Below are 16,805 nucleotides of genomic sequence, written 5' to 3' on the forward strand. Positions count from 1 at the left end.
CGCCCAATAGAAGGGAGAGCTTATTTTTGGTGTACTTCTAACAGCTACTCCAAAGACTTTATTGCCAGTCCCAAATTATTTGCCACTGTTGTATAAAACTCCACATTTTTCTTATTATACGTCATCTTATTTTTCAGGATCCTTTTAATATTCAACAATTGATAATCATTGTAGCGAATGAACACCGTAAATAACGACTTTTCCATTTTATCAATTTCATCTAATGAAACAGTGAAATGGCCTCTATTACCTTCTATTTGAACTCCGCAATTGATTTCATTGTCAAATCTTGTCCTATCACGTATCAATACAGAATCTATGTTATCTATATCATCACCATAAATCTCAAAACTTTGGTGGTAGGCATTATCCATAATATAAGAATCCAGTGCACGGGCAAGCATCGGTATCCTGACAAAGCGATATTCATCTTCCAGAAATGGAAGTTCATAATAAGGTAAACCATCTTTTATATGATATTTTTTATTGGAATCTCGCTTTAACCATTCAAACAACTTTATGAAATCATCAATACGATCCTCCATGAATAATTCAAGTGCTAATTTATAAATAGGTACTTTAAATTCATTCTTGAAGTCATATGACAAGTTTTTCGCAGTTTCGACAGCTTCCCCTAATATTTCAATAAAATCTTCTTTATTCTTGGATTTCACAAAGGTTTGACTGTCGAACGATTTTACAATATCGTACTCATAAATCCGGTTAAGAGCCACCCTTTTCAATTCAATGGCAATATCCTTGGATTGAATATACTTTATTATGCCAACATCCGCTTTTCTTTTGTCTAACATATTCGTAACACGTGTTAAAGAAGATGAGTTTTCCGAAGTTCTATTGACATAATAAATAGGTTTTTTGGTAGTTGATACAGCTCTAACTTTAAAGAAAACATCAGTAAAAAACCATTTATCTTCACCGAATTTCATATTCGGAAAACCAATTTCATTTTCTTTAACCATATGCAGATTCATCATCCTGGCCGTTGGACCCATATGATAAAAAAAGTGCGGAACATCCATTGGGGTGATGCTTCTTCTTTCTTTAATGGAAGCAAACTCCCCGATCACACTCTCTGACTCAGATTCGACTTTTACCGTTTTGCCCACTACATAATCATCACCGGTTTCCTCCAGTATGTTATAGAGGCTTTCCAGTCCATCATGGGCAAGCCAGTCATCCGCGTCTAAAAAAGTGATATATTTGGATGTTCCCAATTCTATTCCAATGTTTCTCGGGGTCCCAGGTGATCCATTATTTTCCAGAAGGGTAACGGAACAGATATTTTTATATTTAGCCGTATACTCTTGAATGATTTTATTTGTGCCATCAGTCGAACAATCATCAATGATGATATATTCAATCTGATCTATACCCATGGTTTGATTGATCACTGATTCAATCGTTTTTCTGATGAATTTTTCAGCATTGTATGCTGCAGTGACTACAGTGACTTTTTTTCCTTTTCCTAAAAATTTATTCCTTAAGCTTACAGGATTATTTTTTATTGGAATATTGCTCTTTAAAAGTTCCCTCGCTTTTTGACGCACCAAGAAATTCATACGATTCCTCTCCTTTTATTTCTAGAGGTAACACAGGTGTTTCGACCAGGGATCCAATTTACCAGTTACTTAAAAGCAACAATACCCTTTATTTAAGGAATCAATCATTAAAAAATTTATCCACGATTCTTTGTGTAGCTTTACCGTCCTCTATTCCACAATACTTCTCTCTAAATAAACCATATCTCTCTTTATATTGCATGTTTATTTTATCAATATTGGTAATATTTTCAATAATCTCCTCGGTTGTTTTTAAAAATGGACCTGGTGCTTCCTTTTCAAAATCCATATAGAATCCACGGATGTTATCTCTGTAATCTTCCAGATCATACGTGTAATACAAAATCGGCCGAGCGGTATTGGCAAAATCGAACATTACTGAAGAATAATCCGTAATCAATATATCGGAAATCAGGTAAAGCTCCTGAATATCTGAATAATTGGATACGTTTATCACGAAATCCTCAAATTCGCTCGGGATACTGAGATTATTACTTATAACAACATGCATCCTTAACAACAGGATATATTCATCCCCTAGTTCTTCCTTCATTCTTTCCAAATCAAATTTCAGCTCGAAAATAAATTTATTGCTTTTCGATGTTTGATTATCCCGGAATGTAGGAGCATATAAGATGACTTTTTTTCCTTTTGGTATCTTCAGTTTTTCCATCACCGACTTGGCAATTATTGAAGAATCCTCCCTGTAAAACAAATCATTTCTTGGATATCCCGTTTCCAATATTTCGCCTTCATATTTGAAAGCGCTCCTGAAGGCCGTGGATGCGTATGGACTTGGTGATATTAAATAATCCCAAGTTCTCGTTGCACCATGCACTCGATTTAAGTACCCATCGTCTCTTCCTTGAATATTGTCTATATCAAATAGCATTTTTTTCAATGGGGTACCATGCCAAGTCTGAATATAAGTCGTTTCCTTCCTTTTGCTTAAATAGGTAGGGAAGTTTTGATTATTTATCCAATAACCTGCTTTGGCTAAATAATAATAGTATTCCGGACTTAAGCGTTTTATCAGCTTCGTATTCTTTCCTTTTATCGGTAAATTACCATTATACACCCAAACTTTTTTATATTTATTATCCCTTTTGACCAGTTCTTCATAGATATACTTGGGGCTATCGGCGAATTGCTTCCCTATCCCACTTTCAAAAAGAATTAGGTTCCGATCTACCGGGATTACCCTGGACATGATTTTATAAACTTTTTTCATGACAGGGAAATATTTATCACTTTTCCTAAACCGATTCAAAACGAGTTTGAATATCGGATGGTTATATAATTTAGTTAGTGAATTTTGATCTTTCTCTGCATTTTGAATCACTTCGAATATCCGTGAATTAGAATGGACATCGCGATATTTAATAAAACGGTTGGCCTTGTCCATATACTTCTTCTTCATGACAAAATCAGTATTGGCATATTCGGCTAATACACCTAATAATTCATCCAATTCATCAACGATTTCACCCGGAAGATCATTATCCAAATCCAAATGTGACGGTCTTTTCCCTATGAAACGATCTCTATCAAATTGATAGTAGATAATTGGTTTATGCAGGAAACTAAAATCAAAAGCTACACTTGAATAGTCCGTAATCATTATCGCACTTTCCTTGATTAACCTTTGGACATCCACTTCACCCTGACTAATTACCCTAACTGGGGCATCCTTAAAATAAGACGTGAATTTCTGCATATTAGGGTGAAGGCAAAAAATGATTTCAAACCCATTGTTTTTAGATAAATCATGTAATACCGGGTGATTCACTAATTTCTGATACCTTTCAAAATACTCGCTTTCCAAAAATATTTCATCGGAAGTAATCCAATCTCTCCATGTTGGAATGATCAATAATTGCCTCTTTGTTGAAACATCATCCTTAAACAGCGAGTCGAACCTTGAAAGTCCCGTCGCGAATACTTCTTTTTCGTTGTAACCAAAATCAGTTACAATCATATCCTTTTCGAAGTCTGAACTTACTAGAAAAACATCCGTACTAAAACCTGAAACTGCATTTTTCCCGTAGTTTGCCACCATATTCTTAGTACCCATAACACCATGTTGAAGGAAAACCTTAACCCCCTTAACACGATTTTTAAATTCAGATGTCCTTAAAGGATATAGATAATCCGGGTGATGTGATGAAATGATACGTGTCGATTCCATCGTCTTTTTAATATGATCCTTTGACTTGAAATAAAGTACATTTCCAAAGGGCTCGACGTTCTTGGCTTCCACGGAATTTTCTTCTATTACATAATACACTTCTTTTTCTGGATGGTTTTCCCTCATATATTTAAAAAAGTGATATCCAGTATCCTGGGCTTTATACGTTCTTTCTCCAACTAGCCAGACATCCTTTTTCTTTTTAAATAAAGTCAGGAATCTCCTCCACCCCATCATCCTTTTTAAATATCGATAACTATCTGTAGAGAAGTTAAACACTTCCAAAGATAAATTGGATGCTTTAAAGGTATAGTAAGGATTGACGATAGCAACTCCATCATTCGAGCTGACATCAGTCTTTTTAGTAAATAATTTAGTTCTGGTGGTTGGTCTTCCGACGCGTACCATTTTCGGCTCTTCCTGATCATGTAAATGTAGTTTCATGTAAATGTCATATACATCATCTTCCAAATCCGCACTGACTAATCGTTCTAGATCCAATCTCAAATCATATAGATAACGATTCAGTCCATATTTCTTAATATTCATTTCCTCATTATGAATAAAAGATATATCTGCCTGATATTCTTTGCCACTTTGCCTTCCTCTTACAAGTCCCTCACCTTTTATGATTCTTGAATGCTTGGTGAAAATTTGACCATTAATTTGCATGGTTTTCGACTTGTTATGGATTTTTTCAATTTGAGACTTAATCGAAATTTTAGGGGCCATATTGAAGTAAAGAGATAAATTCCCTTTATTCGTTATAGAGAATATACTTTGTTTATTTTCATAGGTGTAAATACTCAAATTGTTCACGTGCGTTTCCTGAAAACGCCCGAGGCGAATTGGATATTCGATATGAACCTGTTCGTTCACATCTACATATTCAGCTTTATGTTCAATACTAAGTATCGTTTTTTTGCTCAGCTTTTCAACCGGAACGGTAACCTTTATATAACAGTCATATACAGTCGGTTCATCATCTTCCAATTTCCGCATTAAATCTTTCATATCTACTTTAAACTCAAATTTAGATGAGCTCACTGATTCAGCAATTTTTATTTTTTGATTTTCGTTTTCCCTAGAATATAGCCATAGTTCTTTTGCGCAATAATGTTCTATTGAAAATTCCCCTTTTATCAACAGCTTATCTTCCTCTTGCACAATGGTCAGAACTTGTTTTAGCTTAATTTTAGGAGCTTTTTTTGCTTTCCCTTTTCCAAGAAGCTTTTTAATCATTTTAGACCACCTATAACAAATTATTATTTAAATAAAAATGAATCATTTATTGTACTTTAAAATCATAAACTTTTTTCGGTTTTTCCTCAATATCATTAAACGGACAGGTAAACAGACCATAAATTACCTCTAATTCCTCCAATAAACAAAAAAGACAATATTGGTTAGTTCAATGTTGAAAACGAACATACTAAAACTAAAAACATTTCGTAAATATGTACGTCCTTCCATGTTGCCAGAATGGAAAGGGAATAGCAAAAACATGTTTCTTAATTGCAAAGAAGTCTTCTTGACATCAAAGTGAACGCTTTCAAAACAGGCAACTGTTTATACTTGCACTTCATTAATTGGGCTATTAAATGTAAAGCGATAGATTGATGGCCTATACATGATCCATCTATTAACAGGGATTTATGATGCTCCTCTAGTTGTTCCCTCCTAAACGTGGTAAAATTGTGAATGGCTTATTCTGATTGCAGCAAGAATAAAGAAATTTTTCTTATTATATCGTTATCGTTCATCAGCTTACTTAAAGTAATTTGATGAACTTATTTTTAAATGCCTTTCATTATAAATCATGCATTTCTATAGATACTTTATTATGCCCTGCTGAGTAAGACAAATTAGTCAACATTTTATTTTAGCTTAAAAAATTATATGAACAATAATCATCAATGTAAAAAATTGTGGTTTATTTGTAAAAAAATTGTGGTTTATTTGTAAAGCTATTAAGTTATAATTAGTTAGAGAATGTCATTGCCAAAAAAAATATAGGAATAAAACAAGCAGAATTGAAATGCTGGCTGCCTGTTTTATTGTTCCATTTCATATTCTAATAGACCAAATATATATTAATTTGATTGAATAACAGTTAAAGAGTCTTAAAGGAGGAATAAAAATGAAGAAAGTGATCACTTACGGAACCTTTGATTTGCTTCATTGGGGCCATATCAATCTATTAAAACGCGCTAAAGATTTAGGAGATTATCTGATCGTTGCCATTTCAACAGATGAATTCAATGCTTTAAAAGATAAAAAAGCTTATCATAGCTTTGAAAACAGAAAAATGATCCTTGAATCAATCCGTTATGTGGATGAAGTTATACCGGAAGACAATTGGGAACAAAAGAGGGAAGACATCGTTCGTGAGGGTGTAGATATTTTTGTAATGGGTGATGACTGGAAAGGCCAATTCGATGAATTATCCGAAGTTTGTGAAGTGGTCTACCTTCCAAGAACAATCGGCATTTCGACTTCCCAAATTAAAGATGACCTTTTACAAGTTACTAATGGCTAAAGAATTCGCGATAGGGATTTATCTTTTTTGTTTCAAAGTTTTATTCTCTATCTTTAAGCTTTGCCCTTTAAATGACAAAACGACCTTTGTCACATCATTCGGGGATAATTGCCAATATATCGCAGATGAAATGGACAAGCAGGACATTTCCGTTCAAAAAGTTTTTTTAATGAAATCGAGCAGTTCTATACAAGTTAAGGACGATGGGGAAACCATCGTCCTTCCGTTTGAATCAAAAAATATCATTGCCATGATCCGATCGATTTATCATCTGGCTACATCAAAATGGATTATCATCGATAATTATTTTGGCTTTCTTTCAGCTATTGCATTCAAAAAGCAAGTGACATGTGTTCAAGTGTGGCATGCGGCAGGTGCCGTTAAGCAATTCGGGGCAAAAGACCCTTCCATTCAAAACCGTTCAGCCGGTGCAAGGAAAAGATTTTTGGAGGTATATAAAAAATTTGATTATGTTACGGCAGGTTCAGAGAAAATGGCCGGTATTTATCAGGAAAGTTTTCAACTACCGGCATCCCATATCCTAAGGACCGGAATACCTCGGACCGATTTCTTTTTTAATGATGAATCAAAAAGAATTGCCCGTAATGCTTTGCTGGCCAAGTATCCAGAACTTGAGCATAAGAAAATCATGTTATATGCCCCTACATTTCGTAATGACGGCTTGAACAACGGAGAGATTGCACTTGATTTAGAATTGCTCTACAAGGAACTTCAGGGCGAAAATTATGCGTTATTACTAAAACTGCATCCAGCTGTAAAAGCAGAGCATGATTTACAAGATAAATTCCCGGGATTCATTTACCCTGTAAATAGTGAATTTCACGTTAATCAACTGCTGATCAGTACGGATCTTTTAATTACCGATTACTCATCGATACCATTTGAATTCTCTTTTTTGGGAAGACCCATGATATTCTTTGCATATGACTTAGAAAAGTATGTGCAGGAACGGGGATTCTGGGAGGATTACTCTTCTTCCATGCCCGGACCTGTGGTATCTACCACAAAAGAGCTCTTAAGGGAAATACGTACCGCCGATTATTCATTAATGAAGATCGCTTCCTTTAACCAAAAATGGAATGAATACTCCACGGGAAATTCAAGCAGGGATTTAGTTGATTTCCTTTTTAAATAAAACCGCCCACTTCGTAAAACGAAGTGGGTTTTCATTTTTTTCAATAACCCTTCGATGTATGCACACCCTAAAAACAGGGGATTTTTTACAGCAAATGACAAATGAAAAGGCAAAGCTCCACAATATGAAAAAAGACTCACAATATAGAAAATATTGTAGATTACAATACTCAAACCACACCAATATAAACCAGTAAAATACTACTATTTTCCCCTTGTAACAAAAATGTAATATGTTTATCCCCATTTAATTTGTTAGAATAGGGAAAAAGACATATTAGAGGTGGAAAACCGTGAAAAAAAGTGTTGTCGCATTTTCGACATTAGCCATTTTATCTTCGACTTTTGTTTCTCCTGCCCTTGCCGGTACATATACAGTCAAAAGCGGTGATAACTTAAGTAAAATCGCCCAGAAGCATAATACGACGGTAAAAGACTTAAAACAGCTTAATAACTTAAAATCAGACTTTTTGAGAATCAATCAGAAATTAATTACACCCAACTCCACAACAACATCAAATGCTTCTTCTGTTTCCGTGAAAAAAACAAATAAAACCACATATACCATTGTTCCAGGTGATACCTTAACCAGGATAGCAAACAAGCATGACCTTACACTTGCTGAATTGATGAAAATGAATAACTTAAAATCCGATAGAATTTATGCAGGCGCCAAACTTATCGTATCCAAATCAACCACCACTACTACCATTGATTTACCCGGCAGCTCCAAACCATCCAATGTGACTCAGACCCCAGCCAATTCGTCTACATACATAGTGGTAAAAGGTGACACTCTTTCAAAGATTTCCAGAAGAACCAACTTGACCGTAGCCCAGCTTAAATCAATCAACTCGTTAAATTCCGATTTAATCAGAGTGGGTCAAAAACTAAAATTAAGTAAATCGGCAAGCACTGCCCCTGCAGATAATAATGATGTTGGAAAAGTGGAAGCCCCTAGTTCGGGTAACAAAGTGGCCAAGCTCGTTTCCGAAGCAAAGAAATTAATTGGTACACCTTATTCGTGGGCGGGTGCCTCCCCATCAGGCTTCGATTGCAGCGGATTTATTTACTATACGTTCAAGAAGGCTGGGTATGAAGTTCCCAGGCTTTCATCTTCCACATATTATGATATGGGTAAAAAAGTTACTTCACCGAAAAGCGGCGATCTTATCTTCTTTGCAACTGGTTCCAATAAATCAGTGATAAGCCATATGGGAATCTACTTGGGCGGCGGGGAATTCATTCATGCCTCATCAAGTAAGGGAGTAACAATCAGTGCTACTTCAAACTCTTATTTCAAAAGTAAAATCATCGGTTATAGAAGTTTATAAGATTTTCTTGCCAGACTTTCCTCTTAAAGTCTGGCAATTTCATGTAAAAGAATCATAGTTTCTTTATCTCTGGGTTATACAATTTACGAAACATTCGAATGATTTGCCAACGAAGGAATTCGATTTCTCTAGAATCCTTCGTTTTTTTGGATGAAAAAAGGTAAATATGCACTCTAAGTACAAAAAGAAACTATTCTATTTTTGACAAAAAAAAGGTATAGTTAAAAATACCGACTAGGTACTTTTTCACACCTTCCATTTTGTGGGATGGTTAAGGGAGGAATATTAAATGAGATCAGAACATAAAAAAAAGAAAAAGAAACGCAAAACGTTTAAAATAATCGGCTTCACCCTTCTTATCCTTTTCATTGGCGCAGGTGTTTATGGCGCTTCAGTTTATCAATCATTAGCCGGTGCGATCAGCACCATGCAGGGTACAGCCCATAAAACGGATAAGCGAGTAGAGGACATCAAGTTCAAAAGCAAAGATCCATTTTCATTACTAATTCTTGGTGTGGATGAAAGAAAAAATGACTCAGGTCGATCAGATACGATGATTGTCATGACGGTTAATCCTAAAAAGGAATCGATTGAGTTATTGAGTTTACCGAGAGATACGCGTACAGAGATCATCGGTAAAGGTACAACTGATAAAATGAACCATGCCTATGCATATGGCGGAATTTCCATGTCGATAAATACAGTGGAAGCCTATTTGGATATTCCGATTGATTATTATGTCAAAATGAATATGGAAGGCTTTCAGGATATTGTGAATGCTGTTGGTGGTGTCACAGTCGATAATGATATGGACCTTGCCTATAAAGGATATACCTTCAACAAAGGCACAATCGACTTGAATGGTAAAGAGGCCTTGATTTATTCCCGAATCCGTAAAGAAGATCCCCGCGGGGATTATGGACGGCAAATGCGTCAACGCCAGGTTATCCAAGCTGTCATGAAAAAAGGGTCAAGCCTATCAACACTTACCAATTATGACGATATACTCGAAGCTCTAGGTAAAAACGTGGAAACCAATTTAAGTTTCAATGAAATGTTAAGTATCCAAAATAACTACAAATCATCCCTCAAAAATATTGAACAATATACACTTGAAGGTGACAATCAACGGGTAAATGGCATTTGGTACAACATCGTTCCAGAAGATACAAAGCTTGAAGCCCAAAATCGTGTGAAAGCACATCTGGGATTATAATGAATGGAGGATGGCTTTTATCAGTCATCCTCTTTTTTTACCTTTTTCCCAATTTGTTTAAAGTAATCGGAACGTATCACTTGATCACTCAGATCGATCTCCTTTTGGTCATCAGGTGAAAATCCATCGACCTTGCCTTCCCCATTTATTTTCATTTGAGAACCATAATCCCCTTTCAATATCAAAGCATCGCCCTCTTCGCCATTCAGCATGCTCTCTCCAAAGTATGAAGAACTCTTAATATTGAACAGATCATATAGAGTTGGTAGAATATCGATTTGTCCCGCTACCTTATCAATCGTTCTTCCTTCCATATCCTCCTGATAAATGATCACGGGAATGGGCATATATTTTCCAATCCACTCTTCATCGGTGATTTTACTGCCATAATACGCTTCAACCTCTCGTTTATCTTTTAAAAATAGTCCATCATGATCTCCGTATATCACAATCACGCTGTCTTTCAATTTCCCGTCATCCTTCAACTTCTTTATGAAATCCCCGATGGCGGAATCTGTATAATGAATGGCTTCAAAATATTTGGTCAGGTAACTGTTCTCTTTTCCAACTTCAGGCTTCAATGTTATCTGTTCATTCGGTAGTGAAAAAGGTACATGGCTGGTCAGAGTAACGAAAAAGGCGTAATAGGGATTTCGTTTATCTTTTAAGAAATCATAGCTTTGATTGAAAAAACTGCGGTCTCCCAATCCCATCGAAATCATCTCATCCTGCTGCATATCCTCTATGGAAAGATAGTCATCAAACCCTAGCGAGGGATATGCATGCTGCCTATTCCAAAAGTCTTCTTCATCTCCGTGGAAAGCAAAACTTTGATAATCCGACTTCTTTAATTCCTTAGCAAGGCCCGGAAAATCATTATAAGGGAATCGAAAAAAGGTCGCACCTTGCTTTAAAGGAAATAGTCCGGTATTCACGATAAGCTCTCCGTCAGATGAATTTCCAAATACCGTCTGTGGATATACACGCGGGAAGTACACCCCCCCTTTCGCCAGTTCATTCATGAATGGCGTGACCTCCTGCCCGGCACTACTTTGAAATAGCGGAAACGCCTGTAGGGATTCCACCTGGATGATAATGAGATTCTTCCCCTCCAAGGATCCGGAGTGGACATTTTCCTTTCTTTTATTTTTATTGAAGTAATCAGAAACGGCCTTCTTTTCTTCCGAGGACATTCCATGCCTTCCCGAGTCAGTAAAATAGGCATACGTATCCAATGCGTGATGTCCGATAGGGCCCCAGTTTCGCAAGAAAGTATTCGCCTCATAACGCCGGGTTATATCTACTTTGTCGATTAAGATATTTTTGACCGGCTTTAATCCTGCTATCATTAGGAATATTACGGCCGGCACTAGTGCCATATGCTTAAGGGGGTATTTTTTCTTCACAAATGATTCAGCAATTGGAATGCCTACCAGAAGAAAGATTGCATCCTTCATTTCCACCATACTGAATATACTTTCACCTAGCCCATTCAGATTGCTTTTTTGCATCCACATATAGGACGTTATAGGTGTCGAGTAATAACGATAAAACCAGATGTCCCCAAGGAAAAAGACCATGATCGAAAGAAGGAAAACTGAAAAAATGAGGCCCTTTACGATTCGATTCGTTATCCATTCCTTCAGATAGACAATAAAACCGGCAACACCGATGATTATCGTAATGATCCCAATAGAAAGATTGTTACCCATCCTATCATTCGTATAAATGAAAAGTATGGCCACGATTGAAAAGGACAATATCTCAAATAGCCTCTCCTTCAATCGTTGATTCACGTTATTCTTCATGCTCATGCCACTTTCCTCTTCATTATTTCCAAGCCTTATTTAAGCCTGATTGCGGAAGATTACTTATAAATATTACTTAGCGTTGCCATTTATGAGAAAATGCACACAGAAAACGGCATAAATATTTGGCTCTAATGACTTCCCTAATAAACAAATAGCCTTCATCACTAAAAGGATGAGGGCTTTGCTTTGGCACTCCGGCAAAAAAGCTGCCGGTTGCCGCCAGATCATGCGGTATTTTCCTACTTTCTCTTCCATTCAAAAGCAATCTTCCAACCTTCATCAGGAATCGACTCCGCCAACAAATCTCCTTCCTCGAATAAGAAACGCCATGGCATGCTTGAAAGTGCTGGAATCTCACCAAGCTCTGTAAGATCGAATGTCTTTTTTGCGAGGAATTTCCCATCTCCATCAACTAACAGTAAATCCACAATATCAAACCTGACAGCTTTCTCTATTGAATTTCGTAGAAAAGCAACTATGATTACATCATCTTCCACCCTGGTCAGCTTGATGCCGGATATTGAAATTTGGTTCGGTTTTAATGCAGGCAGCCTTTGATGGTGGAATTTATATACGTATTCCTCTTGCTTGGAAATTTCCCACCCCTTGTGAAACATCAGGACAGTATGAACGGTGTTATCCTGATTTAATAACTCATGTACATCTGAAGCTGCATTATCCCTTTTTCCAAATAAACTCATCGTTCCTCACCCTCCAAAGCAGCTGCATCTTCCTGATTGCTTTTCATATATTCCATAAAACGGATGCTTATCTCCGACTCAATTTTACTTAATAGAAGGTTGAATTGACTAAGGGCCGCTTTTTCAAACAGTGTATATGGGTCCTGCTGACCATATCCGCTTAAACCAATGCCTTCCTTCACACTGTTCATTTCATCTAAATGGTTCATCCAATTTGTATCAATATGCTGCAGCATGAAAGCACGCACCTGGTTTCCCCATTCTGCATCGTTTTGAAAGCTTATCAGCCTCAGCCTCGATTCCAATTCACCTAAAGCATCCAACGCTTTTCCTTCAATTTGGCCTTCTAAATCCTGAAAATCACTTGCCTGCCAACCTAACGACGGGAAAACAAGGGAAAGCTCTTCAATATAGGCAGAGGGATCAGGTTCCACCATATGTTCAGGGTAATATTTCACTGTTAGCCGAGTAATGTATTTTTCGATAAATTCAAGTAAAATGGCCGACATCCGTCCAGGCTCCACATCAAGTATCCGATCTCTCATTGCATAGATGATTTTACTCTGCTCATTTAATGCATGTTCTAACTTCAATAAATGGTAACGGCTTGATTGATGCATCTGCTCTACCGTTTCCTGAACCATTTTAACGAATTTATCGGGTGCAGGGCTCAGCACCAACCCATTTTCATCCGTTTTGATTTTCTTGATATAACGCCCGACTTCTTCTTCATCATAGTAATCAAACAAATCATCTTCCAAAGAAATGATGAATTGTGTTGAACCAGGATCACCCTGCCGGCCGGAACGCCCTCTTAGCTGCATATCGATCCGACGGCTTTCGTGTCGCTCCGTACCGATAATATGAAGGCCGCCCAATTCCTTGACATCATTCGCAAGTAATATATCCGTTCCTCTCCCAGCCATATTCGTAGCCAGCATCACTTGATTTTTTTGCCCGGCATTCGCGATGATTTCCGCTTCATCCTCTTCCGTCTTCGCATTAAGGATTTGATGTTTAATTTTCCCCTTCTCTAGTTGAAACGAAATTTTTTCAGATTGCTCAATGGAGGTCGTCCCGATCAGAATAGGTCTGCCTCCATCATGAATCCGTTTTACTTCCGTGACGATTTTGTTGATTTTGCTGGTTTCATCTTTATAAATCAAATCAACCTCATCAACTCGAATGATGGGCTCATTCGTTGGAATTTCAATGACGGGGAGCTGATATATTTCCTGGAATTCAGACTTTGATGGCATTGCACTGCCTGTCATCCCAGACATTGAATGATATAATCGAAAATAATTTTGGACGGTAATCATCGCCTGTGTTTCATTCTCTTCGGAAATCTCCAAGCCCTCTTTTGCCTCAATCGCTTGATGAAGCCCATCACTGAAGCTTCGCCCTTCCATCACCCTGCCTGTGAATTTGTCGATGATTGCAGCCTTACCATCGATGACAATGTAGTCCACATCCAATTTCATGATTGCATGGGCTTTTAGCGCCTGTGTAACATTATGTAATAACTCTTGATGTTCCATTCCATACAGATTGCCGATACCAAAGGCCTCTTCAATCTTTGAAGCCCCTTGATCCGTAAAAAAGGCAGACCTTGAATCGCTGAAAATCTCGTAATCATCATTTTCTATAAATGTCTTCATGATTTGTGCCGTGATCTGGTGAAGCTCGGTTCCATCGCTTGCCCTGCCCGCAATGATTAATGGTGTCCTCGCTTCATCAATCAAGATGCTGTCAATCTCATCGACGATGGCAAATCGGTGTCCTCTCTGAACCTTTTCTTCTCTTCGGTAAACCATATTATCACGCAAATAATCAAAACCGAACTCCGTTGCCGTTCCATACGTGATATCTGCCGCATACGCTTCACGTTTTGCGGAAGGCCCCATTTGGGAAATATTCAAACCAACCGTCAACCCTAGAAATTCATGAATTTGTCCCATTAACTCCATATCACGTCTGGCCAAATATTCATTGGCCGTAATAATATGGACACCATTACCGTACAGTGCATGTAAATAGCTAGGCAAAGTAGAGACAAGCGTCTTCCCCTCGCCCGTATTCATTTGTGCGATGCCCCCTTCACTCAGGACAAAACCGCCTGCAAGCTGAACATCATGGTGCCTAAGATTCAATACCCGTTTAGAGACCTCCCTCACGACCGCAAAAGCTTCGGCTTGTATATCCAATATATTGTCACCAGCATCCAATACGCTTTTAAATCTATCCTTCATTCCGCTTAATTCCAGATCGGAATACCTTTCATATTTACCCTCTAGTCGATTCACATCTTCTACCAACTTATAAATTCTCTTTAAGTCTTTAGAACCTTCTTTGAAGAACTTTTTCATACTGGATAGCATAGGGTTTTCTCTCCTATTAATTCAATTGAACTTTAGTTAAATTATATCAGTTAAATATTTACTGTTTATTAATTATCATAGAAATTCTTTCTTTTTTTGAAAGATAAATTACGTAAAAAGCGGCTGGATGCCCTTCCATTAGAAGCGCTAAAAAGATTAGCTCCATCTTGAATATCAGGGAGGGGTTTTTTTATCGATTTAAACAAATAATAGGAAGACTTTCACCCATTGGAGGATTACAGATGAATAAGAAATTCATTCATAAACTTGCACAGCCGCATCTCTTCGGATTATTCGTTCTTATATTTTGCTTTATTTACATGAGCTCCCCTATTCAAGCAGAGACAAAAAACACACCCAAGAATGTCATATTGCTAATTGGCGACGGCATGGGAGTAGGGGCCATAGAAATTGCCCGGCAATTGGAATATGGAAAGACCGGTGTTCTACATTTGGAACAACTGGAACATGTTGCCCTCATGCGCACGTATTCCGCCAATAATTTCGTCACTGACTCTGCAGCAGGAGGGTCCGCGATTGCCACTGGTATAAAAACCAACAATGAATCTATCGGTGTCGATGCCAATGGTTCCGAGGTGGATAGTATATTGGATGCGTTTCAGAGCAATGGAAAAAAAGTGGGGATTATCTCAACCAATATGGTAGTCGATGCCACACCCGCTGCCTTTGGTGCAAGTGTTCCTAACCGCTGGACAGGTGGCGCAAATATCGCTAGGCAGCTATTTGATAACCGCATCGACGTCATTCTCGGCGGAGGTGCCAGCTATTTCGAGGCGGATAAGCAGAATGGCGAGGATTTAATCGCTAAATTTAAACAAGCTGGCTATGGGATTACGACGACGAAAAAAGAACTTAGCTCCATTAATAAACCGGAAAAACTTTTAGGGCTATTTCACCCTACCTATATGAATTTTAAACTGGATAAAGAAGTATTACATTCTCAAGAGCCATCCCTGCCCGAAATGACATCCAAAGCGATGGATATTTTATCAAGGGGTGATAAAGGATTCTTCTTGATGGCTGAAGGTGCGCGTATTGACCATATGGAGCATGCAGCCGATATCACTGGAATATGGAAAGAAACGATCGAATTTGACCAAACCGTGAAAGAGGTTGTAAATTGGGCAAAAAATCGAAATGATACATTGATTGTTGTACTTGCAGACCACGAAACAATGGGTACCTCCGCTTCTGAAACAATGGATATCACTGCATTGAAAAAAATCAGGGTTTCATCTGAATATATGTCCAAACAGCTTACATTCGATAAAAATAATGAAATCAATCCGGAAAGTGTCGTTTCCACATTCAAGAAGTATGCACATATATCCCTTACGGATCAGGAAGTCGATCAATTCATCGATAACGTAAGAAATAATAGAACGCTTGTCTATCCACAACATCAAATCGATTGGGAAATCGGAAGCACTATCGCCAGGCATTATAAGGCGGGTGTAGCTGATCGAAGCATACGGGCGGCCAGTTCCACAGGAGGGCACACAGCCAATATGATTCCCGTTTTCGCCTCGGGTCCAGGCAGTGAAGCCTTCGATGGAGTCCTTGAAAATACGGATATTTCGAAAATCATCTCAAAAGCCGCCGGTGTTCCGTTCACACCCGGTCAGCATAAAACAAAAGAGGAATGAATACATTCAGTCCTCTTTTAAAATTCTATCTAAATTAACTGGATTTTTTCCGTATACATTTCTATTGAGGTTCGTTAAAACAAAGTTTTGGCGATTTCTCCGAAGTTTTGGGGCACTTACTCACGAAATTGTGCGATAACACAGAGTTTGATGCGTTTACTCGTGAATTTGGCGCATTTACTCGTGAATTTGCTCCTTTTACTCGTGAGTTTGGCGCATTTACTCGTGAGTTT

Annotated in this window: 11 protein-coding genes; 5 read left to right on the forward strand and 6 right to left on the reverse strand. The window is 37.7% G+C overall.

Annotated features, from left to right (window positions below; genetic code table 11):
- Positions 1–44: 44 nt before the first annotated feature.
- Together J7J00_RS14120 and J7J00_RS14125 are read right to left on the reverse strand one after the other, a co-directional pair.
- Positions 45–1,580 (reverse strand): glycosyltransferase family 2 protein, encoded by a 1,536-nt coding sequence (locus J7J00_RS14120; protein ID WP_214791420.1) that lies wholly within the window; start codon positions 1,578–1,580, stop codon positions 45–47.
- Between the two features lie 100 nt (positions 1,581–1,680).
- On the reverse strand, positions 1,681–5,010 hold the full coding sequence (locus J7J00_RS14125) for a CDP-glycerol glycerophosphotransferase family protein (protein WP_214791422.1): 3,330 nt from the start codon (positions 5,008–5,010) through the stop codon (positions 1,681–1,683).
- An 898-nt stretch (positions 5,011–5,908) separates the two neighbouring features.
- On the opposite strand from J7J00_RS14125, the gene tagD reads away from it, so the two are divergent.
- From tagD to J7J00_RS14145, 4 genes are all read left to right on the forward strand, one after another.
- Positions 5,909–6,307, forward strand: a complete 399-nt coding sequence (gene tagD / locus J7J00_RS14130; RefSeq protein ID WP_057278149.1) for a glycerol-3-phosphate cytidylyltransferase — start codon at positions 5,909–5,911, stop codon at positions 6,305–6,307.
- Complete coding sequence (locus J7J00_RS14135; RefSeq protein WP_214791424.1) at positions 6,300–7,463, forward strand: CDP-glycerol glycerophosphotransferase family protein; 1,164 nt, start codon at positions 6,300–6,302, stop codon at positions 7,461–7,463. The genes tagD and J7J00_RS14135 overlap by 8 nt, the downstream gene beginning before the upstream one ends.
- A gap of 292 nt (positions 7,464–7,755) precedes the next feature.
- Positions 7,756–8,796: a C40 family peptidase gene (locus tag J7J00_RS14140; protein ID WP_214791426.1), complete on the forward strand. Its 1,041-nt coding sequence runs from the start codon at positions 7,756–7,758 to the stop codon at positions 8,794–8,796.
- Between the two features lie 289 nt (positions 8,797–9,085).
- The gene (locus J7J00_RS14145; RefSeq protein ID WP_214791428.1) at positions 9,086–10,012 is read left to right on the forward strand and encodes an LCP family glycopolymer transferase; all 927 of its coding nucleotides are present in this window, start codon (positions 9,086–9,088) and stop codon (positions 10,010–10,012) included.
- A 20-nt stretch (positions 10,013–10,032) separates the two neighbouring features.
- On the opposite strand, the gene J7J00_RS14150 is transcribed toward J7J00_RS14145, so the two are convergent.
- The 4 genes from J7J00_RS14150 to secA all read right to left on the reverse strand — a co-directional run bounded on the left by J7J00_RS14150 (position 10,033) and on the right by secA (position 14,905).
- Positions 10,033–11,826, reverse strand: coding sequence for an LTA synthase family protein (locus J7J00_RS14150; RefSeq protein WP_214791430.1), 1,794 nt, complete (start codon positions 11,824–11,826; stop codon positions 10,033–10,035).
- Positions 11,827–11,892: 66 nt separating this feature from the next.
- Entirely contained in the window at positions 11,893–12,078 is a 186-nt protein-coding gene (locus tag J7J00_RS14155; protein ID WP_214791432.1) for a hypothetical protein, read from the reverse strand.
- On the reverse strand, positions 12,063–12,524 hold the full coding sequence (locus J7J00_RS14160) for an SLAP domain-containing protein (RefSeq protein WP_214791434.1): 462 nt from the start codon (positions 12,522–12,524) through the stop codon (positions 12,063–12,065). Before J7J00_RS14160 ends, J7J00_RS14155 begins: the two co-directional genes overlap by 16 nt.
- Positions 12,521–14,905: a preprotein translocase subunit SecA gene (gene secA, locus J7J00_RS14165; protein ID WP_214791436.1), complete on the reverse strand. Its 2,385-nt coding sequence runs from the start codon at positions 14,903–14,905 to the stop codon at positions 12,521–12,523. The genes J7J00_RS14160 and secA overlap by 4 nt, the downstream gene beginning before the upstream one ends.
- Before the next feature lie 242 nt (positions 14,906–15,147).
- Here secA and J7J00_RS14170 point away from each other — a divergent pair, with 242 nt between their 5' ends.
- Positions 15,148–16,572: an alkaline phosphatase gene (locus J7J00_RS14170; protein WP_214791438.1), complete on the forward strand. Its 1,425-nt coding sequence runs from the start codon at positions 15,148–15,150 to the stop codon at positions 16,570–16,572.
- The last annotated feature ends 233 nt before the right edge of the window (positions 16,573–16,805 follow it).

It is taken from the genome of Bacillus sp. ISL-4 (assembly GCF_018613275.1).
GTDB classification, from domain to species: domain Bacteria; phylum Bacillota; class Bacilli; order Bacillales; family DSM-1321; genus Peribacillus; species Peribacillus simplex_E.

What these genes read in the sequence shown, in the direction of transcription:
- J7J00_RS14135 (WP_214791424.1), top strand. Translation starts at nt 6,300, where the DNA reads ATGGCTAAAGAATTCGCGATAGGGATTTATCTTTTTTGTTTCAAAGTT.
- J7J00_RS14150 (WP_214791430.1), bottom strand. Translation starts at nt 11,826, where the DNA reads ATGAGCATGAAGAATAACGTGAATCAACGATTGAAGGAGAGGCTATTT.
- secA (WP_214791436.1), bottom strand. Translation starts at nt 14,905, where the DNA reads ATGCTATCCAGTATGAAAAAGTTCTTCAAAGAAGGTTCTAAAGACTTA.
- J7J00_RS14120 (WP_214791420.1), bottom strand. Translation starts at nt 1,580, where the DNA reads ATGAATTTCTTGGTGCGTCAAAAAGCGAGGGAACTTTTAAAGAGCAAT.
- J7J00_RS14155 (WP_214791432.1), bottom strand. Translation starts at nt 12,078, where the DNA reads ATGGAAGAGAAAGTAGGAAAATACCGCATGATCTGGCGGCAACCGGCA.
- J7J00_RS14125 (WP_214791422.1), bottom strand. Translation starts at nt 5,010, where the DNA reads ATGATTAAAAAGCTTCTTGGAAAAGGGAAAGCAAAAAAAGCTCCTAAA.
- tagD (WP_057278149.1), top strand. Translation starts at nt 5,909, where the DNA reads ATGAAGAAAGTGATCACTTACGGAACCTTTGATTTGCTTCATTGGGGC.
- J7J00_RS14170 (WP_214791438.1), top strand. Translation starts at nt 15,148, where the DNA reads ATGAATAAGAAATTCATTCATAAACTTGCACAGCCGCATCTCTTCGGA.
- J7J00_RS14160 (WP_214791434.1), bottom strand. Translation starts at nt 12,524, where the DNA reads ATGAGTTTATTTGGAAAAAGGGATAATGCAGCTTCAGATGTACATGAG.
- J7J00_RS14145 (WP_214791428.1), top strand. Translation starts at nt 9,086, where the DNA reads ATGAGATCAGAACATAAAAAAAAGAAAAAGAAACGCAAAACGTTTAAA.